This is a genomic window from Tatumella sp. JGM130, assembly GCF_018257525.1.
Lineage (GTDB): Bacteria > Pseudomonadota > Gammaproteobacteria > Enterobacterales > Enterobacteriaceae > Tatumella > Tatumella punctata.
Genome location: NZ_JAERJS010000001.1, coordinates 1 through 21,127, shown reverse-complemented (window position 1 = coordinate 21,127; position 21,127 = coordinate 1). Strand labels below are relative to the sequence as shown.

The 21,127-nt window shown below is 48.8% G+C and carries 20 protein-coding genes and 1 pseudogene; 12 read left to right on the top strand and 9 right to left on the bottom strand.

Going from position 1 to position 21,127, the window contains the following annotated elements:
* Position 1 precedes the first annotated feature (1 nt).
* The 3 genes from JK211_RS00105 to JK211_RS00095 are packed head-to-tail and all read left to right on the top strand — an operon-like array spanning position 2 to position 1,194.
* Positions 2 to 265 (top strand): hypothetical protein, encoded by a 264-nt coding sequence (locus JK211_RS00105; RefSeq protein WP_212706642.1) that lies wholly within the window; start codon positions 2 to 4, stop codon positions 263 to 265.
* Positions 266 to 301: 36 nt separating this feature from the next.
* Positions 302 to 946: an adhesin gene (locus JK211_RS00100; protein WP_349290193.1), complete on the top strand. Its 645-nt coding sequence runs from the start codon at positions 302 to 304 to the stop codon at positions 944 to 946.
* Positions 943 to 1,194 carry a hypothetical protein gene (locus JK211_RS00095; protein WP_212706641.1) on the top strand — a complete coding sequence of 84 codons (252 nt, stop codon included), beginning with the start codon at positions 943 to 945 and terminating at the stop codon, positions 1,192 to 1,194. The genes JK211_RS00100 and JK211_RS00095 overlap by 4 nt, the downstream gene beginning before the upstream one ends.
* A 350-nt stretch (positions 1,195 to 1,544) precedes the next feature.
* Here the strand turns inward: JK211_RS00095 and JK211_RS00090 are convergent, their stop codons facing one another.
* The gene (locus JK211_RS00090; protein ID WP_212706640.1) at positions 1,545 to 1,880 is read right to left on the bottom strand and encodes a multidrug efflux SMR transporter; all 336 of its coding nucleotides are present in this window, start codon (positions 1,878 to 1,880) and stop codon (positions 1,545 to 1,547) included.
* Between the two features lie 687 nt (positions 1,881 to 2,567).
* Between JK211_RS00090 and JK211_RS00085 the strand changes: the two genes are divergently transcribed.
* The 7 genes from JK211_RS00085 to JK211_RS00055 all read left to right on the top strand — a co-directional run bounded on the left by JK211_RS00085 (position 2,568) and on the right by JK211_RS00055 (position 10,416).
* Entirely contained in the window at positions 2,568 to 4,643 is a 2,076-nt protein-coding gene (locus tag JK211_RS00085; protein WP_212706639.1) for an FUSC family protein, read from the top strand.
* A gap of 36 nt (positions 4,644 to 4,679) precedes the next feature.
* Entirely contained in the window at positions 4,680 to 5,387 is a 708-nt protein-coding gene (locus tag JK211_RS00080) for a dienelactone hydrolase family protein (protein WP_212706638.1), read from the top strand.
* 176 nt (positions 5,388 to 5,563) lie between these two features.
* Positions 5,564 to 6,367 carry a lipoprotein NlpA gene (gene nlpA / locus JK211_RS00075; protein ID WP_212706790.1) on the top strand — a complete coding sequence of 268 codons (804 nt, stop codon included), beginning with the start codon at positions 5,564 to 5,566 and terminating at the stop codon, positions 6,365 to 6,367.
* 60 nt (positions 6,368 to 6,427) lie between these two features.
* Positions 6,428 to 6,748 (top strand): N(4)-acetylcytidine aminohydrolase, encoded by a 321-nt coding sequence (yqfB, locus tag JK211_RS00070; RefSeq protein WP_212706637.1) that lies wholly within the window; start codon positions 6,428 to 6,430, stop codon positions 6,746 to 6,748.
* 424 nt (positions 6,749 to 7,172) lie between these two features.
* The gene (locus JK211_RS00065) at positions 7,173 to 8,144 is read left to right on the top strand and encodes an HlyD family secretion protein (protein ID WP_212706636.1); all 972 of its coding nucleotides are present in this window, start codon (positions 7,173 to 7,175) and stop codon (positions 8,142 to 8,144) included.
* Complete coding sequence (locus JK211_RS00060) at positions 8,126 to 9,280, top strand: ABC transporter permease (RefSeq protein ID WP_212706635.1); 1,155 nt, start codon at positions 8,126 to 8,128, stop codon at positions 9,278 to 9,280. The genes JK211_RS00065 and JK211_RS00060 overlap by 19 nt, the downstream gene beginning before the upstream one ends.
* On the top strand, positions 9,277 to 10,416 hold the full coding sequence (locus tag JK211_RS00055; protein WP_212706634.1) for an ABC transporter permease: 1,140 nt from the start codon (positions 9,277 to 9,279) through the stop codon (positions 10,414 to 10,416). The genes JK211_RS00060 and JK211_RS00055 overlap by 4 nt, the downstream gene beginning before the upstream one ends.
* A 54-nt stretch (positions 10,417 to 10,470) precedes the next feature.
* Here the strand turns inward: JK211_RS00055 and JK211_RS00050 are convergent, their stop codons facing one another.
* The 7 genes from JK211_RS00050 to JK211_RS00020 all read right to left on the bottom strand — a co-directional run bounded on the left by JK211_RS00050 (position 10,471) and on the right by JK211_RS00020 (position 17,251).
* Entirely contained in the window at positions 10,471 to 11,817 is a 1,347-nt protein-coding gene (locus JK211_RS00050) for a PTS ascorbate transporter subunit IIC (protein WP_212706633.1), read from the bottom strand.
* Positions 11,818 to 11,861: 44 nt separating this feature from the next.
* Entirely contained in the window at positions 11,862 to 12,143 is a 282-nt protein-coding gene (locus JK211_RS00045) for a PTS sugar transporter subunit IIB (RefSeq protein ID WP_212706632.1), read from the bottom strand.
* 70 nt (positions 12,144 to 12,213) lie between these two features.
* Positions 12,214 to 12,654 carry a PTS sugar transporter subunit IIA gene (locus JK211_RS00040; protein WP_212706631.1) on the bottom strand — a complete coding sequence of 147 codons (441 nt, stop codon included), beginning with the start codon at positions 12,652 to 12,654 and terminating at the stop codon, positions 12,214 to 12,216.
* 180 nt (positions 12,655 to 12,834) lie between these two features.
* Positions 12,835 to 14,799, bottom strand: coding sequence for an FUSC family protein (locus JK211_RS00035; RefSeq protein WP_212706630.1), 1,965 nt, complete (start codon positions 14,797 to 14,799; stop codon positions 12,835 to 12,837).
* A 274-nt stretch (positions 14,800 to 15,073) separates the two neighbouring features.
* Positions 15,074 to 15,634 carry a thioredoxin gene (locus JK211_RS00030; protein WP_212706629.1) on the bottom strand — a complete coding sequence of 187 codons (561 nt, stop codon included), beginning with the start codon at positions 15,632 to 15,634 and terminating at the stop codon, positions 15,074 to 15,076.
* A 150-nt stretch (positions 15,635 to 15,784) separates the two neighbouring features.
* Positions 15,785 to 16,531 carry an aspartate/glutamate racemase family protein gene (locus tag JK211_RS00025; protein WP_212706628.1) on the bottom strand — a complete coding sequence of 249 codons (747 nt, stop codon included), beginning with the start codon at positions 16,529 to 16,531 and terminating at the stop codon, positions 15,785 to 15,787.
* 15 nt (positions 16,532 to 16,546) lie between these two features.
* Complete coding sequence (locus JK211_RS00020) at positions 16,547 to 17,251, bottom strand: GntR family transcriptional regulator (protein WP_212706627.1); 705 nt, start codon at positions 17,249 to 17,251, stop codon at positions 16,547 to 16,549.
* Between the two features lie 140 nt (positions 17,252 to 17,391).
* Between JK211_RS00020 and JK211_RS00015 the strand changes: the two genes are divergently transcribed.
* Complete coding sequence (locus JK211_RS00015) at positions 17,392 to 18,876, top strand: NCS1 family nucleobase:cation symporter-1 (RefSeq protein ID WP_212706626.1); 1,485 nt, start codon at positions 17,392 to 17,394, stop codon at positions 18,874 to 18,876.
* Between the two features lie 144 nt (positions 18,877 to 19,020).
* Positions 19,021 to 19,623, top strand: coding sequence for a 2OG-Fe(II) oxygenase (locus tag JK211_RS00010; RefSeq protein WP_212706625.1), 603 nt, complete (start codon positions 19,021 to 19,023; stop codon positions 19,621 to 19,623).
* A 64-nt stretch (positions 19,624 to 19,687) separates the two neighbouring features.
* On the opposite strand, the pseudogene JK211_RS00005 reads toward JK211_RS00010, so the two are convergent.
* Positions 19,688 to 21,049, bottom strand: a pseudogene (locus JK211_RS00005) (MFS transporter); the annotation flags it as partial.
* Positions 21,050 to 21,127: the final 78 nt, after the last annotated feature.

Below are 21,127 nucleotides of genomic sequence, written 5' to 3'. Positions count from 1 at the left end.
AATGTTCAAGAAAATTGGATATCCATTGTTTATTTACCTCGTTTTATATTGGGTGATGATGATTTTCTTAATAGTTTTTTTATTAAGTCTTGGTATTGCATTCATTTTTTACTTGGGAAATGATAGTGGTTTTTATTTTGATTTTTTTAAAGAAGCAACTTATTCCCTAAGTAAGGCTGTACCAGGTGGTAGTATCCTGGGAAGTGGCCTCTGGATAAAAGTCTGGCTACAAGAGAGGAAAGATAAAAAAAGTTTATCAAAATAAACTCTCATCAATTCCAGCCTTAGTGTCGGGATTATTGTGGAGAATAATCATTTAAGCCTGTCAAATGGAATGATGAATTATGGTCAGGCGGTTGCCTCCTGGAGCCAGTACGCAACGGATAATAATCTCACGCCGGAACAAACCCAGACCGGACTGAATCAATTGGCGAAAGGTGATTTACCGGAAGGAGCGAATATCACCAACGTTATCGTTAATGGCTATAAAGATGGGGTCTTGATTGCAGGTGCGGCTTATTTAGGCCCGGCTGCATCAGTAGGTAAATCTGTGGGGGGAGCAGTCATCGCGGAAATCGCTAATGGTTCTTATCAGTGGTTCGATCTGAGTAAGCCGGGAAATGAAAGTAAAGGTTGGGATTACCGGGGGAGTGCTTCGGCAGGTATTACGGGAGCACTGGCTCCGGGCCGTGGTGTCTGGCAGAACGTTGGCATAGCGGCAGGTGGGGCTGTGTTTACGGATGGAGCTGATGCCGGGGCTGTTGGAAGTGCCGCCGCTGGAGCATGGGTCGGCGGAAAGTTCGGGGAATATGCGCCAGGGTTGGTGAACTCGGTCATAGGGAAAGAATCACCAGGATTTATCTATGATGTTGGAGGTGCTTTCGCCTCAGAAGCTACAACAGACGCAGGCAAAAGCATTATCAAAAAACAGGGGAACGAAAAGTGATGAAAACCGTTCTCAAATATATACTGCTTTTTAGCTACTTTACAGTTGGCTTTTTCTTCCTGGGCTTACTTATAAAAATTGTCATTGGCTTTATACATATAGGTGGTTTTTTCTTGCCATTTGAGGAGATCACTAAAAATTTCATCAAAAGTATTATTGCTGGTTCAGCTATAACAGCAGCTGCAATCATCTTTAATCTGATTGATTATTTTAAGGCCCGAAAATCTCCCCCATCCGGTCCGCAGTAAACAGCGCCCCCAGCCCTTGCAGCTGGGATTTATTACCCGCCGAACACTCCTCAGCCAGTGGCCCTTAAGGGTAACCGCCCGGTTCCTGGGTAATCCCCCCGAAAAGCCGGTGTATTTATAAGCAGAATTTTATACTCACCTGAATTCAGGGGGATTTCTATGACCCGAAAGGCAGCGAAGCTCACCGATCACGTTTTACTGACAGCCAGATCATCGCGATTCTTAAGCAGACGCAATCTGCCTTTTTCCCCGGAATTATTTGAAAATCAGAACCTCACTCAGGGCGGTGTCTGCATTACGTGGGTAGGAGCATTGTCTCTGCTGGTTTGACCGCAGGGTCTCCCCCCCGATTAGTGGGTGACTGATTTTGAAAACAGCTGGATAACAACCACGCCGCTGATAATCAGTCCGATGCCCAGAATGGCGGGTAAATCCAGCTTCTGGCGGAAAAAGAACCAGGAGATCAGTGAAACAAGGCAGATCCCGACCCCCGCCCAGACGGCATAAGCAACCCCGACATTCATCACTTTAACGACCTGAGATAACCCGATAAAAGAAATTATATAGCCACAGATCACGGCCAGCGAGGGCAGCAGACGACTGAAACCTTCAGAAGATTTGATCATTGAAGTGGCAAAGGTTTCGGCAACGATCGAAATGAAAAGAATAATCCATACTTTTAACATGACACAATCCTGTAAATGGCGTGGTGGCCGGGGGAAGTTGCCGCAGGGGCACTCTTAATCAGCCGTTATCTTCGGGCAGCGTACGACCCAGTATACAGACATTTTTCTGTTTCCCTGAAGATTACGGAAATATACCTGGGATCAGCCGGGTGAGTATGCCAGTCATCGGGCAGTGAATATTTGACCGGACAGCGGTTGTTGAGTAGAAAATGGATTTCCCGGGGGGAGGCGGTATGATCTTCAGAAGGCAGCAGTGAATCTGGTTGTGTGATATTCACGAATAAATAATCTTTTTGTGGTTATATTTATGAGCATCCGGAAAGCCGGGTAATATGACTGCTAAAGAGAGCTGACGATAAAAGTAATAATCTGTTTCAATGGCTACACTCTGAAATAATAAAACAACCTGATTAAATAATCAGGAAATTATAATGACGGGCGTTACCGTACATTCCCTTCAGCAGTTAGAAAAAATGACCGGATTGTCTGTCTTGTTACTGTCAATCAAAGGTATGCGCCGGACGTGCAGCAGTCTCAAAATATAAGGTATTTTTATGTCCCTGCTATATTCTGTATCACCGGAAGTACATTCATTACAGCTGTTACAATTTTTTATCGTCTGACAACAGGCGGCTGTATTATACTTGCCGATTATATAAAAAATACATAATTAAGTTACTCTGCCTTATGAACTTTTTGACAAAAAGTGCGTTTATTTTTTCGTTAAAAACGACACTTGCGGCTTTTCTGGCCTTTTATCTGGCACTCAGGCTGAACCTGGAAAAACCGACCTGGTCTCTTACCACCGTCTATGTGGTTTCACAGATTTACACTGCCTCTACTGTTTCAAAATCGTTTTTCAGGCTGGCCGGGACGGTACTCGGGGGGATGTTTATATTTCTGATCTACCCGGCGACCGTGATGTCCCCGGTACTGTTCAGTCTGGCGGTTTCAGCCTGGGTTGCTGTTTGTCTGTATCTGTCTTTACGGGATCGTACACCGAAAAGTTATATTTTTATGCTGGCAGGTTACAGTGCCGCGATCATGGGGTTTCCGGATGTGGCTACTCCTTCGGCGATTACTTACACTGTAATTTCCCGTATCGAAGAGGTTGCCGTTGGGATTATTATCAGCAGCCTGGTCCATGTACTGATTTTCCCGGTCAGTATGAAGTCGTTGCTGGAAAACAGTGTCAATAACTGGTATCAGCAGGGGAAAAAACTCTGTGGTTCTTTACTCAGGCAGCATTCGTCGGCCGGCTCCCCTGAGCGTGACCAGATTCTGGTTCAGATGGCTAACTATCCGCTGAGTGTGGAAGTACTGATGACCCACTGTGCCTATGAAGCCAACCAGGTTCAGCGTCTGGTAAGACTGGTATCGGCGCAATATCAGCATTTATCCTACCTGGTGCCGACACTGACCGCGATCGAAAAACGACTGAATTTACTGGCTGCTGACAATATCCGGTTGCCGGAATTTGTCCATAACAGTGTCTGCCGCTTCCTCGCCTGGCTGGATGATGCGGCCGGTGAGGACAGTGCGTCGGTAACCCGGCAACTGGCACATACGCGGAGTATGATTGAACAGCATTTCCTGGAAAACAGGATGAGTACCGAAGAAAGTCTGCTGTTTACCGGTCTGATTGATCGCTTACAAAATGTTGTCCGTATTCTGACGGCTTATCACGGCGTCGGGGTCCGCTTATCCCGGCTGAAAAAACGTCCTGAGGGTGCTGAAGCAATCCACAGGAAAAAGTATATTGATAAAGGAATGAATGCCTTGTCTGCATTCACTGCCTTTATTGCTACGTTACTGGCTTGCCTGTTCTGGATTGGCAGTGGCTGGCACAGCGGAGCAAATGCGGCAATGATCGCCGCGGTGACCTGCTCTTTCTTCGCCACCCACGACAGCCCGGTGGGTGGTATGCGTATTTTTATGAAAGGCATGGTTATCGCGATAGCCATCAGTATTTTCTATTCTTTGATGGTGCTGCCGGCAGCCGTTACTTTTGAATCAATGATTATTTGCCTGTCACCGGCACTGATATTCATGGGACTGGTGATCGCTAACCCTGCGACTAATTTTATCGGATTAATTGTTGCGACCCAGTTACCTGCATATATCGGATTGACCCATGATTTTGCACCCGATACTCTGACAACGATCAATGCAGCAATATCGACAATGGTCGGGATTATTATTTCGCTGGTTGTTACTTTAATGATACGTAATAAACGTCCCTCCTGGACTGCCAAAAGAGCTCTCAGGGCGGGGATCCGTGAATTACTACAGCTAATAATCGATATCCGTCTGCAGCAGGCCTCGCTGCTGCAACGTCAGCAGTTCATTCAGCGGATGCTGGACAGAATCAATATTATTCTGCCACGTAACAAAGCTGACCCGGCAATCAGTATGACGATAGAAAATAATCTGATTACTGAGTTGTGGCTGGGGGCTAATCTTTTTGATTTTTATGGGCGTCATTTTCAGATTATTCAGCAATACGGGATAAAAACTGAGCCTTTATTTCACGAAATTAATCTTTACCTGAAAAGGCGGTTGAAAAACATCCATGAGTTACCCGGCGGGCATTTATTACGCGAGCTTGAAAAGGTACTGTCAGTCATGGAGTTGCGGGTAAAGGAAAATAATACGCTTTATATGCCATTCTATTTTTTATTTAATATCCGGTTAGCACTGTTTCCGGGAGTACGATGGAAAATTTCTCAGGGACAAGGGTACCTGTCAGATGATATCGAATGACAGTACTTCGGAAAAAAGACATATTGAGGTAATCAAGTGAAAAAATATTTTGCGGTGCTCGGGGTATGTGGCGGATTGCTGGCTGCGCCACTGGCGGGGGCCACCGATTTAAGCTATTTATTTATGCCCGCAGCCCAGCCGGGGCCGGATCCGTCAATGCTGGTTATGATGCACGGCTACGGGGCGAATGAGCAGGATTTTAATGATTTTCCGGTGATTGTGCCGGGCAACATGCTAGTGGTTTCCTTGCGGGCACCGTTACCTGTAGCCGGTGACAGCTACCAGTGGTATCGGAATAATGTCAGTGAATCTCAGGCGGCATCTGATGTTACAGAAAGCGGCAATGCGGTGGTAAAAACTGTGCAGGCGCTACAGCATCAGTACCATATTTCACCGGCACATACGTATCTGGGGGGGTTCAGCCAGGGAGCGGTGATGACCTATGCGGTCGCTCTGACACACCCACAGTTGTTTCATGGTGCGGCAATTTTCAGTGGTCGTTTACCGGATGGGTTCAGTCCTGCTGAGGTACCGGTTGAAGCAGCGAAGCAGCTGCATGTGTTTGTTGGTCATGGTGAGGCCGATCAGCGTATTCCTCTGAAAACCGGCCAGCAGGCAGTAAAACAGCTGACAGATTTTACCCCGTCGGTGGTCTTTAAAACTTATCCGGGAATGGGGCATACGATCAGTCTTGATGAAATAAAAGATTTCAGACAGTGGTTATTCCGCCAGGAAACACCCTGATCGGTGACTATTTCCTGCCCTGTCCGGCGCATCCTTAATATTCTTCCGGGGAATATTAAGGATGATTTTCTTATATAAAATACACAGAGTAACGGCTTCTCCCCGCCGGGCGATTATGTCATTATCATGAACGTTTACATTCTGCAATAAATGACGGAGCACAGGTGAGTAAATCTTTGAAATTATTTTTCCCCGCATTATTGCTGGTGGCCGGTAGTTTACTGACGGCCTGTGATAAAACCAGCGAAGACAGTAACCATATAAGAGTCGGTGTTATTAACGGAGCAGAGCAGGATGTGGCAGAAGTCGCCAAACAGGTTGCTCTGAAAAAGTATGGCCTGCATGTTGATTTAGTCGGATTCAGTGGTTCATTATTACCAAATGATCCTACGGCTAATAAAGAGCTGGATGCAAACGTATTTCAGCACCGGCCTTTCCTGGCAGAAGATAACCAGGCGCGGGGATATCACCTGGTGGCGGTAGCTAACACCTTTGTGTTTCCGATGGCCGGATATTCACGAAAAATCCATAATGTCTCTGAACTGAAAAGCGGAGATACCATTGCTATTCCCAATGATCCGACCAACCTTGGCCGTGCATTATTGTTGTTACAGAAAGAAAAGCTGATCACTCTGCGTAGCGGCACCGGATTACTGCCGACCGCTGCGGATATTACCAGTAATCCCCTCAGACTGAATATTATGCAACTGGAAGGCGCCCAGTTACCGCGTGTTCTGGATGACCCTAAAGTCACGGTCGCTATCATCAGTACCACCTATCTCCAGCAAACCGGCCTGTCTCCGGTCAGAGATGGTATCTTTATCGAAGATAAAAACTCACCCTATGTGAATGTGATTGTGACCCGCGAAGATAATAAAGATGCACCTAATGTGAAAAAATTTATTCAGGCCTACCAGTCACCGGAAGTGGCAGCGGCGGCGAATATTATATTTAATGGCGGTGCAGTCAAAGGCTGGTAATATGTCCGGTGTTGCTGTCAGGTGACTGGCAGCAACGGGATCATGATCAACAGGTGAATAATGGCTATTGATATTACGTTCTATCGTGCTTTTTCTGCAGATATTCTGGCTGGCCGCAAGATCATCACCATTCGTGACCACAGCGAAGCGGGTTTTTTGCCGGGCCAACGGCTCAGGGCTGGGTATCAAGATGATCAGCAGTATTTTGCTACCCTGCGGGTTATCCGCATTACGCCGGTGTTACAGTCACAACTGACAGGGGAACATGCCCGCCAGGAAAATATGAGCCTGCCACAGTTACACAAGGTTATCGCGACCATTTATCCGCAGACGGAACAGTTATTCGTGATTGAGTTCTGTCTGTGTGAGCCTGCAGACTGAAACACCTTCAATGCCGGTGTTCTTTCACCGGCGACGATGTGCCATATAAACCATGATAAGATCACCTTTCTCCGCGGACTAATGAACGTTTTATCGGCGAAAGGGAAATATCATCGCCTGACACCGCGTAAAAATGCCATTACTGGTGCCATATTGTTTTATATGTATATTTAACGACATAAATAACTTACCTCAGGATATATATCATCCTATCCGAAAATATAATGCACAGGAGATGCATTTTTATTTCGCAGTCTGACTTCCAGAGCAGATGATTTCATCAAATTACATTTTTTAAAAAATGTCCCCTGATATTCACGAAAACTCCTTATGCATAATCTATATCAATGCTCTATGCTAGATTTATGTCAGACTACAGAGTAATGATGATGGAACAGATATACCGGATGGCGGAGCAGTCAGAATGAATAAAAAAATAATACTTACGATGTTATTAATGGTCGCAGTAGTATCGCTGGCGATTTTTTTCAGGGCACAAAACCAGGGGTTATTATTACAAGGAGAAGTTGATGCACCGGAAGTGATTGTTGCTTCTAAGGCAAAAGGGCGGGTTGTGCAACGGCTGGTTGAACGGGGCGATGATGTACAAGCCGGACAAGTGCTGATGAAACTGGATGCACCTGAACTGATAGCACAGTTACGGGCTGCACAGGCTGCCAGGGACCAGGCAAAAGCGCAACTTGATTTATCTCTGAGTGGTACCCGTGAAGAGAGTATTCGTAATCTGCGGGCGGCACTGGCTTCTGCTACCTCTGATTACCAGAATGCCAGGGATGAATATAACCGTCAGCAGAAAATTGCTGAAAAGGGATATATTTCGGCACAGGCCCTGGATAATGCGCGTAATGCGCGTAATACGGCATTGCAGTCAATGCAAAGTGCCCGTGCGAATCTGGATGAAGGGCTGCATGGCGATCGTCTGCAACAGCGTGATATTTATGCCGCACAGCTGGATGAAGCCGAACAACAGTTACTTGAAGTCAAAGCCCAGACCGATGATCTGGTTGTCAGGGCTCCGGTATCTGGCGAGGTCGGGCCGATACCGGCAGAAGTCGGGGAGCTGCTGAGTGCATCCAGCCCGCTGCTGACTCTGGTCCGTCTTCACCAGGCGTATTTTATTTTTAATCTGCGTGAAGATATTCTGGCTCATGTCAGGAAAGGTGACCTGATTAAACTCAGGGTACCGGCACTGAATAACCAGTTAATCGAAGCCAGAGTGCATTACATCGCACCTCTGGGGGATTTTTCGACCAAAAGTGCGACCAGGGCGACAGGAGATTTTGACCTGAAAACCTTTGAAGTGCGTTTAACGCCGGTGATGCCGGTGAAAGGATTACGACAGGGAATGAGTGCATTATGGCAGTGGCAACATTAAAACGCAGCTGGCGTTATTTCTACCGCGCATTTAATAAACAAATCCGCACTGACTCACGCAAACCAGTGATCCACTGGCTTACGTGGTGTTTTCCGTTATTACTGTTCTGGTTACTGAGCAGTAACTTTTCTGCCGGTACTTTGCTGAATCTGCCGGTCGCGGTCGTGGATAATGACCATAGTCAATTGTCCCGTGAACTGATCCGTAAACTGGATGCCGGTCCCCATGCCCGCCTCACCGAATGGCCGGGCGGATTGCCACAGGCGGAGGAAAAATTACGTACCGCAGACGATTACGGGATTTTGTATATTCCGCCTGATTTTGAAGCTGATGCCCTGGCGGGACGTCAGCCGCAAGTGGTGTTTTATTATAATGCGCTGTTTTATGCGGCCGGCCTGTATTCGACACAGGATTTTTCCGGACTAATGAGCGCTCTGAACAGTCAGTACCGGACGATTATTGCGGCTAAAATCGGTAAGCCTGTGCCCGCGCTGGCGCAGGTATCACTGACCTACCAGAGTTTGTTTAATGCCAGCGGCAGTTATATTTATTACCAGCAATTTGCGGCGACGATCCATCTGATGCAGCTGTTTGTTGTAACCTGTATGATTTATGTGCTGTCACGCAGTAAAGCACTGATCTATTCCGGTGCCTTTACCTTGTCCCTGCTGGGGAAACTGGCGCCTTACACTCTGGTGTATACGGTGGTGCTGATGGGCCAGATTGCACTACTGGTCTGGAGCTCAGATGCCACAGTGGCAGGTAATCCGTTGTATATGTTCTGTGTGGCATTCTTCTATATTATTGCCGCACAGAGCCTGGCCGTATTGCTGTTCACTTTTACACGGACCTCGATTACCGCCTATACCCTGATGGCATTAATGGTCAGTATTGCGATGACTTTTTCGGGGATTGCGGTCCCCGAATTATCGATGCCATTACCGGCACAGATTATTGCGAATCTTGAGCCTCTGACCCATGCATTATATGCCATGTTTGATTTGTTCCTCCGCCAGGTCCCGGCGAAGCCGGTTGCCTCGGTCTGTGCCCTGTTACTCGCCTATCCGTTAGTGATCAGCCTGCTGGTGAGAAAGCGGTTACCGGTCCGGTTACGTGAGCAGGAGGCGATGGTATGAGGGAATACCGGCAGACTTTTATAAAGGTGCTCAGCGGGATGCTGCAACGGCCGATGTGGGGGATGCTGCTGATCTCTCTTTGTGTTATGAGCCTGGTGTATGCTAACCGTACCGTATGGAATTTACCGGTCGCGGTGGTGGACATGGACCACAGTCCGGCCAGCCGTTTATTTATCCGTGATCTGGATGCCACCTCGAAGATTGATATGATCAACTACGCCAGCCTGGAAGGCGCAAGGCGTGATCTCGGCTGGCGCAAGGTATTTGCGGTCATTGTTATGCCGGTAGATTTAGAGAAAAAAATGCTGGCTGGCCAGAGTGTGGCTATCCCCGTATTCGGCGATGCGACCAACCGGCTGGCGAATGGCCAGATTGAGCAGGATATTATCGGGGCGTACCAGCAAATGGTCACCCATTACAACAGCGCGATTCTGATGAATAATGGTTTTACCCGGCCGGAAGCGCAGGTGCTGCTGACACCGATTCGCGCCATCACCCAGCCATTATTTAATCCCGGCATCAGTTTTGCCGCGATAGTCTTTCCGGGGCTGCTGGTGATGCTGCTGCAACACTCACTACTGATTGCCAGTGTCAGGGTCAACCTGACCATCAGCGCCAGTGGCCAACCCTCCCTGTCGGTGATCCTCGGCGCGTATTCGGCGTTGATCCCGATCTGGCTGTTTTTATCTGTGGTGTTGTTTGGCCTGTGGCCATGGGTATTAGGTTACCGGCAAACCGCGTCTATCCCGGAAATTCTGCTGCTGACGTTCCCGTTTTTACTGGCGGTGATCAGCCTCGGTAACCTGCTGACTGAATGTATCCGGCGGGTGGAAATTGTCTATCTGACACTGTCATTTATTACTATGCCGGTATTTTATATTTCCGGAACCATCTGGCCGGTTCAGGCGATGCCGTGGGGGGTAAGATTTATTTCTGATCTGTTGCCTTCAACATGGGCGATAAAAGCCATTGCCGGGGTAAATCAGATGGGACTGCCATGGAAAAATGCTCTGCCTTATATCATGGTATTACTGCTGCTCTGTCTGTTGTTTAATGTTCTGGAATTTCTGATCAATATTTTTCGTAACCGCCAGCGCAGAGAGACTTTTCTGAAATACCTTGGTTATCGCGGATAAGCGGGGGGCAGTGATAAAATCCGGCGGGGAGTCTCTCCCCCGCCGTTATCGGACTCAGGTTTTTTTTCTGGCCAGCAGGTTATAACCAATCATCAGCAGATAGATTGCCACCAGCAGCGAAATAATAGTCGCAGGGGTCAGGTATTTAATCCCGTTGCCGAGAATAATCCCTACCACACCGAAGTCAGAATCTGAGAAAGTGGTATTCTCCAGTCCGACCTGACCGAGCAATGGCAATAGCATCGCCGGCAGGAAGGTAATTAACAAGCCGTTAGTAAAGGCTCCGAATACCGCGCCCCGGCGTCCGCCGGTGGAATTGCCGAAAACACCGGCGGTTGCACCGGTAAAGAAGTGCGGGACGACCCCCGGCAGGATCAGTACCCAGTTCAGCTGGCCCAGAATAACCAGTCCGGCCAGCCCGCCGGCAAAACTGGAGATAAAACCGATTAATACTGCATTAGGTGCATAAGGATAGACAATAGGGCAGTCAAGGGCTGGTTTTGCGTCAGGGACCAGCTTTTCCGAGAATCCCTGAAAGGCAGGCACAATTTCTGACAGAATCAGACGCACCCCGGCCAGAATAATATAAACGCCGGCAGCAAAGGTGATGCCCATTATCACAGAAAAGATAATGATATTCTGTCCCTGACTAAAGTTTTGCTCAACATAACTGCTGCCGGAACAAAGGCTCAGAATGATATAGACCACCATCATGGTCAGTGAGATAGAAATAGTACTGTCCCGTAAGAAACCGAGATTTTTCGGTAAGTCCATCTCTTCAGTAGACGGCGAATTTTTGCCGACCAGTCGTCCAATCAGACCTGAAAGTACGTAACCAATGGTGCCGGTATGGGCCAGTGCGACGTCATCCTCACCGGTAATTTTCCGCATAAAAGGCTGTGCCAGTGCCGGGAAAACAACCATAAACAACCCCATAATCAGTGAGCCGCAGATAACCAGCGACAGACCACTAAACCCGGTAATGCTTAAAATAACAGCCAGCATACAGGCCATATAAAATGAGACATGTCCTGACAGGTAGATATATTTAAGCCGGCTGAATCTGGCCAGGAAAATATTGGCGACCATACCAAAAGCCATAATATAGGCGGTACTTTCACCATATTTACTCATGGATAATGAAACAATGGCCTCATTATTAGGAATAACACCCTGCACATTAAATGCATGTTCAAACATTCCGCCCAGCGGTCCGAGGGTCGTCACCAGTAAGGCTGCACCACCGCTCAGTACCAGAAAGCCGAGAATAGTTTTAATTGTGCCCTGGATGATCAGATCGATGCTTTTTTTCTGGGCACACAGGCCGATCAGTGCGATCAGGCCCACCAGAATAGAAGGAACTTTTAGTATATCGAGGAAAAAAGAGAGAACCGAATCCATAGTTATACCCCCGAAGCTATACAAGTCAGATGGTCAGTGATAAATCAGCGGTGATCCCCCAGAAACAGGGTCAGTTTTTCTTCCAGTTCAGCTTTTGAAATAATACTTTTCAGTACGATGACTTTCTGACTATCGACTTTTCCGGCAATGGCTGCTGCCAGGTCCTGACCGACCACAAAAATATCGGCAAGATTATCAGAGACAGAAGCCAGGTCGATATGGCCGACATCGGCAGTGGTGCCGTTTTTTGCCAGCACAGTGTTAATATTTTTTTCCAGCATAAAACTGCTGCCGAGACCATGACCACAAACCGCAAAAATTTTCATAGTACTTCCTCTGTTTAAGTAACGTGCCCCGCAAGGTAGGGGCACTGCAAAATAAATCAGTCAGTACGGATTAATAGCGCTGAATAATTGTATCGATGGTATCCCTGTTGCCGGTAGCCAGCAGAGCAATATTCTCTTCATCATCAAGTAATTCTGCCAGGGAAGAGATAAGAGCGATATGGCTGTCAGCATCTTTGGCAGCAAGAAAGAAAATTACTTTGACCGGATCATTGTCTTCGCTGCCGAAGTTAATACCTTGCCTGATCACCAGCAGTGAGAGGCCAATACCGTTGGAACCATTTTCCGGACGGCTATGGGGCATGGCAACGCCGGGGGCCAACACATAATAAGGGCCGGTTCGCCCGTGTTCTGCGATAATCTCATCAATATATCTCTGGCTGATCACACCCTGTTTCAGTAACGGGTCAGCAGATAAGGTCACCGCCTGTTGCCAGTCAGCGACAGTGTCACAGATATGGATTCTTTCTTTGGTCAGATAGTCAGTTAACATTGCATACCCTTTTCATGATGAAAACCGCAGGGATCTGAAAAACCTCGTAAAATCAGCGTCTCACATTACATAAAGCCTGCAGACATTATTGTGATGTGTTTCACAGATTAATCAGTGGCAGAGCCAGACAGCCGCATAACCCCGCAGCTGCGAAGTTAACCGTGGCCGGCTTTGCACACATCAGCGGCTAATCAGTTCCCCTTTATATGTACTGAGTAGTGTCTGTAAATCATTAACCACAAGGGCTATTTTTTCGTTATCAGGCAATATCCGGATAATCACCAGATATTCATGCAGTAACTGCTGCAGTTTTACATAAGCCCGTTCCCGCTGAATCGCCATTTTCTGCTGAGATAAATCACTGGCTGTTTCACGGATCTGCAGGTGAAAGTCAGACAGTGTCTGCAAATAGGGAATATTTAAGGCGGTAATACGCCGGTAAATAATGATCAGATTAATCCCGAGACGGTAACGTTTTAATTTACGGCTATCAAGGGTGATCAGTAACAACAGGTCATCGTATAAGGCGCTGAGACGACTGATTTTACGTCGTTTAGGGTTAGTGGTCAGTGTCTGCAGTGAGGTAGTAAGAATATTGCGTAACAGTGCATTGGACATGGAGCTTTTACTTAAGTCCGGAATCAGCCAGATAATCAGCAGGGTCACAATGGCACCGATAATCTGTCCCAGGGCGCTGTCCAGATAATGACTGAAATTGAACACTTCCGGGTTGGTAATCGGGATCAGGTTAAAAATAAACATCAGAGAAGCCGCACTGCCCAGGATTTTCCACTGTACACACAGAGAAAAGAAAAATACCAGAATACTGACTGCAATAATCAGTAATAAGAAACTCTGCTGGGTGGCAGGCAGGACAATCAGGTAATAAAAAAAGCTGACCGGCAGGATATAAATCATACCGTAGATAAAATCCATGGCGACGCGGCGCGGATTTTCTGCCCGCATCGCCAGGGTAGCAACAATACTCGAGATAATCAGAAACCCTGTGACTGCTGTTGAGGTGGTGGTAAACCATAAACAGCAGCCGACAAAGCCGGTCAGGAAAGTACGGAAGCCGTTCACCAGAGCATGTTTTCTTTGTACCGAAGCCGCAGCATTAATCGCATAACGGCTGATTATTTCCTTCTCGATATCATGCAATGGCACTTTGGAGTGAAACCCGGTGCACAGAATACGTAATTCTTTCAGCCCTTTTATCCAGGAAGAGAGGGCATACGGGGTCTGATGTGACGCTAACTGAGGAATAAGTAAAGTAAACTGGTGGAGTTTCTGTGTCAGTGCCGGAGTGCTGTCTGGTATCTGGCTGAACAGCAGATACCAGCTGGTACTGCGTTTTTCCGGACGCTGGTGGAAATACTGCCAGGTTTCATAGGTCAGGGTACATAAATGAAACATCAGTCCGTTTATTCCCTTCAGCCGCTGCAGTAACACCGGATTATTATGGGTGGACTCCATTTTCAGTACCTGACGCATTGCATTAAACTTTTTACATTCTTCAAGCATATGCCTGAAACGCTCTTCAAATTCCTGCTCATTGGCTGCGGTAAAGCAGCAGGCCATCAGGCGAAATAATGCCATTGGACAGTCATCAATAAAGCGTTTTATTTGCGGCTTAATACTGCGGGGCATAAAGATTAAATCGGAAAATATAATACACAACAGCCCTAAAGATATTTCCAGCGAACGGTAAATTGCTATTTGCGGCGCTGCCTGAGGCGTTTGCCAGGCGGTGACCAGAATAATAAATACCGAATAGCCGGCAAGGCCGAAAGCATAAGAGATTTCCTGCTTAACAATCGTATATAGCCAGGAAAAGAAACCCGCCCACAGACAACAGGCAAACAGCATCAGTACCGGGGCACGTGACAGGCCGCAGATAATGATGACCGCCCCCAGTGAACCAATCGCGGTACCTATCAGCCGTAAAAATCCCCTGAACCTCAGTACGCCGGTCATCGGCTCTCCGCCGGAGGCGAACGCCGGAGAAGCAGCAATAATAGCGACTGTCATCATTGACCATTTTGGTGTGTCCAGCTGCAGGACAAAGCTAAGTACTAACGCCATCACCAGGGCAAAAGTCGTTTTGCAGGCAAAACGAAGCCGGAAAAGTAATGAATTATGCATTTTTTATTGAATCATTATTAAAATAATTGCAGGCAGCTAAAAAAAGCCACACCTATACAGCAGCAACCAGCGATGGTTACAAAAGAGGCGATTAAATTAACGGTGCATCAGGGACATTTCCACACAGGAATTGGGTGATGAGCCTCATCTTACGCCTTTGTGAAGGAACACAAAAGTGTGATTTACATCAAAGTAATAAAATTTATTTCGGAGTCTGGCTGTCAGGAGAGCAGTAAAGGAACGGCAGAGCGGCTGGCGATCTGCCGTCAGTTAATCAGGCGTTGCGGATCCGTTCTGCCCACTGACTGATATCTTCACCACTACCCATATCCGGCTGGATCAGGCCATTAATCATAAAGGTCGGAGATACATGAATCCCGTTCTGACGGGAATATTTGCAATGCCATTTGATCAGCTGTTGCAGTTCCGGCTTTTCAAACGGCAGCCAGATATCAACACCACTGTATTTCTCAATACGTTCGATAATCTGCCGTGGTGTGGCATCCATATTCGGCCCGCTGCAGTGGTCGGTAAACTCGAACTCTTCACGATGATCACCGACCGCTTTCAGGACTTTCAGGGCGGCACTGTTGCCCTGTGGCAGGGTAGCGGCGGCGAGGATAGCGCGGACAATCACCCCGGAAAACATATGCCATGGCTGAGACTGCAGATAAATTTTGATAGTCAGTTGATCTTCGCCCATCAGGCTGAGCAACCCGTCGAGTTTATTCAATGCCCGGACCGAAAAAGGGCAGGTCGGTTCGAGAAAAATCGCCAGTAACGCCGGGCCATGGCCCAGGGTCAGTGCTTTTTCAGAAACAGGTGTTACAGCCATGATAATCCTCATTAGTCATTGCAGACCAACAAATACCCTGAGTTCTGTATGCAGGGTATTTATCAGTACAGGAGTGATGATGTCAGAATAAAGGGCGATACCGCCGGGCGCAACTCCTGCCGGTGACGCCCGGGGCAGCCGATCGGATGATTAGCCTGCGGGATTTAACTGAGAAAAAATACCGGTCACCGGTTTCGGTACCGGATAAGCCAGGTCACCGTGTTTGCTGGTGGTAAGGCCGAGAGACAACAGTGACTCCAGAATTTTCACTGCCGCAGTCACACCATCAATAACCGGGATCCCCAGTTCACGGGTAAGTTCACTGGCCAGCCCGGCCATCCCGCCACAGCCCAGCACAATCGCCCCGCTGTTATCATATTTCATCGCCTCAATACACTGCTGACGTATTTTCTCCCCCGGCAGCGGGCTGTCCTGTTCCAGAGCCAGTACCGGCAGGTCGATAGTACGGATTGCCGCGCAATGCCCGCTAAAGCCATACTGCTGTAACAGGTGGCGGGCGATAACCACTGTACGTGGCAGGGTGGTAACAATAGTGAAACGGGTGGCGACCATTGTCGCCAGATGCATTGCCGCTTCAGCAATACCTATCACCGGGCCGCTGGCCAGTTCCCTGGCCGCCAGCAGCCCCGGATCGCCGAAACAGGCAATAATGTGCCCGTCGACCCGCTGGCGCAGTCCTGCGTTCACTTGTTGCAGTACCCCGACCGCCGCAATAGCTTCATCAAAATGTCCTTCAATGGAATTGACCCCTGAATCCGGACTGACAGCCAGAATACGGGTGTCAGGAGCAGCGACCGAGCGTGCAGCGGAGGCCATATTTTCGGTCATCGACTGGCAGGTGTTAGGATTAATTAATTGTATACAATACTGACCCATAAAGACTCCGGAATATTATTCAGCAAACAGTTTTCGAAAATCGGGCAGGGGCTTTTTAGCCCCGTTAAAATCCAGGCTCTGGACGATATTGTCAAAATGCGCCTGCATCAGGGCACTGAGAACCGGCAGATCCCGGTCCCTGACGGCATCCAGTAACTGCTGATGTTCTGAATCCCGGCACCCCTGTTGCCACTGGCTTCCCCAGGCGGCAATCACCAGTGAAGATCGTAATGTCAGATTAGTAACGATTTCGCTTATTACCGGGTTACCGGCGACCGCATGTAAACGAATATGGAACATGGCTGAATGGCGGATTGCCGCAGCCGCATCCCGCTGATGGTGCGCCTGGTGTTCGAGCTGCAGGACCTCTGCCAGCTCCTGATGATCCTGTGGCTGCAGGCGTTGTGCCACATCCGGCAAATTTGCCAGTTCAATCAGGGTCCGCGTCCGGAAAATCTGTAATGATTCGCCGGCTGTCGGGTTAGCGACAAATGCACCACGGCCGGGCGTCATATTCACCATTTGCACCGTGGCGAGGCGGGTCAGCACTTTCCTGATGCCGGTCCGGCTGATACCGAACGCATCGGCCAGTGCTTCCTCCGGAAGTTTACTGCCCGGCGGTAGCTGGTGTTCCACCATCGCTTTTATTAAAGCTTCCCGGATGTGGTCTTCTTTTTCCTGCCCTTCGCGACTGTCACGGTAAGGGGTGGCGGTTAACATGCGGTTCTCCCGGATAATGTTCTTTATTAGGTATACCAATTTTTTGTTTTTTGTATACAAAAAAATGAAAGCTGGTCTGGATCCTGCAAGGTATCAGAGCGTGTGATTATTACTTCAGAATAGCTAAAGGGTCTGCAACTATGCCAAAAAATGAACCACAGAACGCCGGGCTCGTCAAACCAGGTTACAGCCCGAGGCTGACCAATGACGACTTAGCGCCGGTCAGAAAGCAACACTGGAACTGGTACAATATTTTTTCTTTCTGGATGTCAGACGTACACAGTATGGGTGGCTACGTGGTTGCCGCCAGTTTCTTTGCCCTCGGGCTGGCAGGGTGGCAGGTGCTGCTGTGTCTGCTGGCAGGAATTTGCATTGTCCAGTTTTTCGCCAACCTGGTCGCTAAACCCAGCCAGCTCAGCGGGGTGCCCTATGCGGTTGTCTGTCGTCAGGCCTTCGGTGTGTTCGGGGCAAATATACCGGCAGTGATCCGTGGCCTGATCGCATTCGCCTGGTATGGTATCCAGACATGGCTGGCATCAAATGCATTACTGCTGGTGTTACTGAAATTCTGGCCCGCGCTGGTACCGATGACGGTCCCCCGTTTCCTCGGCCTTTCGGCTCTTGGCTGGGTATGCTTCGCGATTATGTGGGTATTACAGGCTCTGGTCTTCTGGCATGGAATGAATGCCATTAAACGCTTTATTGATATTGCCGGCCCGGCGGTCTATATCGTGATGCTGGCATTAGCCATATGGATTATTTCGCAGACCGGCTTCGCCGGTATATCTCTGACCCTGGCAGAAAAGCCGTTATCTTTTGCTCAGCAGGGATGGCAGATGATTTCGGCGGTTGCGCTGGTCGTTTCCTACTTTTCCGGTCCGTTGCTGAACTTTGGTGATTTTTCCCGCTACGCTGCCAGCATGCAGGATATCCGGCGCGGTAATCGCTGGGGCTTACCGTTTAACTTTTTACTGTTTTCGGTAATTACGGTGGTCATCGTTTCCGGAACCCATTCATTGTTCGGCAGAATGATTACCGATCCTATCGAAACCGTCTCTCAGGTTGGTAGCGGCGTGGCAATGGCAGTGGCTTTACTGACAATGATTATTGCTACGATAGGGATTAATATCGTGGCGAACTTTGTTTCACCGGCTTTTGATTTCTCTAACTGTGCACCGCAGAAAATCAGTTTCCGGATGGGCGGGATGATTGCTGCCGTAGGATCTGTCATTCTTACGCCGTGGAATTTGTTCCAGTCACCGGAGTTGATTCATTATACCCTCGACGTACTCGGTTCTTTTATCGGCCCGTTGTTCGGTATTCTGTTGTGTGATTTCTATCTGGTAAATCGCAGCCAGATAAACACCGACCAGTTATTTAATGATTCACCGCAAGGCGCTTACTGGTATCGGCAGGGCTTTAATCTGAAAGCGATTTTGTCCCTGCTGCCGGCAGTGATGCTCTGCCTGCTGCTCAGCTTTATTCCGTCTTTACATTCGGTCGCCAGTTTCAGCTGGTTTATCGGCGTTGCCCTGGCTGCCGGAATCTATTACCGGGTGAGCGGGGCCGGAGTCAGGGCTCAGTCAGCAACAGATATTTCAGCCGGCGTCACTAAAGATATCTGATAATCCTGTTCGCACTGGCGGACAGACAGGGGGGATAAGCTCTTCGTGCGCGGGGCCTCATTTCCCCCGCGAAATCCTGTGGTTGCTGTGCAACCTCTCGGCTATACTCGGCGGTCTGTTCAGCATTACCATCGCAGGAGCGATATGCTTGATTCTAACGGGTTAGTAAAACAACTTTGCGACCAGGGCTGGTTTTACCAGCAAAATGTACTGGATCCCGCGCTTATTTCGGGTTTAGCCGACTTATGTCATAGCCGTACCTTCCTGCAGGCAGGAATCGGCCGTGGCGTGAAGAACATTATTAATGAATCGATCCGTTCTGACAGCATCAGCTGGATAGAAAAGTCTGAAACAGACCCGGCCATTAGCCGCTATCTGACGCTGGTGGAGCAAACCCGGCAGCTACTTAACCGTGAGTTTTTTCTTGGGTTGCAGGATTTTGAAGGGCATTTCTCCCGCTATCCTGCGGGGGCTTATTACAAACCCCACTATGACTGTTTTGCCAATGATAAACGCCGGGCGGTCACGTTTATTGTTTATATCAACCAGAACTGGCATCCGCAGGATGGCGGGGAACTCTGTCTCCATTTACCGGAAGGGGAGCGGCTGATCCAGCCAGTTGCCGGCAGTGTTTTATGCTTCCTGTCGGAGCAGATCCTGCATGAAGTTAAGCCGACCCGCAAAGAACGTATGGCACTGACTGGCTGGTTTATCCGTAATGGCGGTCAGGATTACTACTACAGCTAACCAGCCATTCCCCGGCGGGGGACGATGTTGCCGACAGTAAAAGTCCGGTGCTGCCTGCCGGTACTCAGGAGGACGCTTTTTTGCCTGCCGTCACCTGACTGCCGGCATTTTTCTCCAGCAGTAAAATATCTGCCATTGCAATCAGGCATAACACCCCGAGGGCAATAAATGACAGCCGGAAACTGACCGCCGGTAACCCGTGAAGCCACTGTGATGTCTGACCCAGGCGCCCGGCCAGGTAGATACTGAGTGCGCAGAAAGTAATGCCTGCGCCCATGGAGAGCTGGGAAGATGCGCTGAACAGTGCGTTGGCATGGCTCATTTGCGCTTTAGGTACATCACAAAACACTAAGGTATTAATCGCGGTAAACTGCAAAGAACGGAACATACCGCCGATAAACAGCACCAGCATAATCAGCCAGTGAGCTGTCTGCGGAGTAAAAAATGCACAGGCGACCATCGCCACGACATTAAGCAGACCATTCACGGTCAGGACAGTTTTAAAACCAAAGGTCCGCAGAATCCGCGTTGTCGCGGGTTTGATAGCAAGATTTCCGGCAAAGACCGCCAGTACCAGCAATCCCGAATGAAAAGCATCCATATGAAAGCCGGTCTGAAACATCAGAGGCAGCAGGAACGGAATCGCGGAAATAGCCGAGCGAAACAGGAATCCGCCGATCAGGGTGGCGCGGAAGGTCGGGATTGATAAAGCATCCATGCGGATCATCGGACAGGGCGCCCGCTTCATATGCCACCAGGTGATCCGGAGTCCGGCCAGACTGATCACCGACAATCCCAGTGTCAGGGGCAGAGGGATATCCGACGATACCATTTCCATACTGCATACCACACCGATCATTGACAACGCAGACAGGATAAAACCGGTTATATCAAAGGGCCGTTGTCCGGTGTCACTGCTGTTTTTCATCAGTCGTCGGGACAGCATAAACGCTATCATCCCCAGCGGCAGATTCAGAAAAAAAATCCAGCGCCAGTCAAACCAGGTGGTAATAAACCCTCCCAATGGCGGGCCGATAATCGGAGCGACCAGCGCAGGCCAGGTTAATGTCGCAATGGCGGTGATCAACTGCTCCGGCGGGGTGTTTTTTAATACTGCCAGCCTGCCGACCGGCACCATTAATGCGCCACCGGCCCCCTGCAGAATACGCATTGCCACAAACATCGTCAGATTTTCGCTGAGGCCACATAACACCGAGGACAGGGTGAAGATGACCAGTGCCAGAGAAAATACATTCTTTGCACCGTAGCGATCGGCTATCCAGCCACTGACCGGGATCAGGACCGCCAGGGTCAGTAAATAGGCACTGATCCCCAGATTCAGCCGGACAACATCTGTGGCAAAGGTGTGTGCCATCTGTGGCAGTGCGGTTGCAATCACCGTACCGTCGAGGAACTCCATAAAAAAAGGTTCATCGCACCTTAGCGTGAATTAATAGAAAACGGCGGTAAAAGTGGTTAGTTTTGTATTCGCCAAAACACTAAC

What these genes read in the sequence shown, in the direction of transcription:
- JK211_RS00085 (WP_212706639.1), top strand. Translation starts at nt 2,568, where the DNA reads ATGAACTTTTTGACAAAAAGTGCGTTTATTTTTTCGTTAAAAACGACA.
- JK211_RS00045 (WP_212706632.1), bottom strand. Translation starts at nt 12,143, where the DNA reads ATGAAAATTTTTGCGGTTTGTGGTCATGGTCTCGGCAGCAGTTTTATG.
- JK211_RS00105 (WP_212706642.1), top strand. Translation starts at nt 2, where the DNA reads ATGTTCAAGAAAATTGGATATCCATTGTTTATTTACCTCGTTTTATAT.
- JK211_RS00010 (WP_212706625.1), top strand. Translation starts at nt 19,021, where the DNA reads ATGCTTGATTCTAACGGGTTAGTAAAACAACTTTGCGACCAGGGCTGG.
- JK211_RS00090 (WP_212706640.1), bottom strand. Translation starts at nt 1,880, where the DNA reads ATGTTAAAAGTATGGATTATTCTTTTCATTTCGATCGTTGCCGAAACC.
- yqfB (WP_212706637.1), top strand. Translation starts at nt 6,428, where the DNA reads ATGGCTATTGATATTACGTTCTATCGTGCTTTTTCTGCAGATATTCTG.
- JK211_RS00055 (WP_212706634.1), top strand. Translation starts at nt 9,277, where the DNA reads ATGAGGGAATACCGGCAGACTTTTATAAAGGTGCTCAGCGGGATGCTG.
- JK211_RS00050 (WP_212706633.1), bottom strand. Translation starts at nt 11,817, where the DNA reads ATGGATTCGGTTCTCTCTTTTTTCCTCGATATACTAAAAGTTCCTTCT.
- JK211_RS00025 (WP_212706628.1), bottom strand. Translation starts at nt 16,531, where the DNA reads ATGGGTCAGTATTGTATACAATTAATTAATCCTAACACCTGCCAGTCG.
- JK211_RS00035 (WP_212706630.1), bottom strand. Translation starts at nt 14,799, where the DNA reads ATGCATAATTCATTACTTTTCCGGCTTCGTTTTGCCTGCAAAACGACT.
- JK211_RS00015 (WP_212706626.1), top strand. Translation starts at nt 17,392, where the DNA reads ATGCCAAAAAATGAACCACAGAACGCCGGGCTCGTCAAACCAGGTTAC.
- JK211_RS00040 (WP_212706631.1), bottom strand. Translation starts at nt 12,654, where the DNA reads ATGTTAACTGACTATCTGACCAAAGAAAGAATCCATATCTGTGACACT.
- JK211_RS00030 (WP_212706629.1), bottom strand. Translation starts at nt 15,634, where the DNA reads ATGGCTGTAACACCTGTTTCTGAAAAAGCACTGACCCTGGGCCATGGC.
- JK211_RS00060 (WP_212706635.1), top strand. Translation starts at nt 8,126, where the DNA reads ATGGCAGTGGCAACATTAAAACGCAGCTGGCGTTATTTCTACCGCGCA.
- JK211_RS00020 (WP_212706627.1), bottom strand. Translation starts at nt 17,251, where the DNA reads ATGTTAACCGCCACCCCTTACCGTGACAGTCGCGAAGGGCAGGAAAAA.
- JK211_RS00065 (WP_212706636.1), top strand. Translation starts at nt 7,173, where the DNA reads ATGAATAAAAAAATAATACTTACGATGTTATTAATGGTCGCAGTAGTA.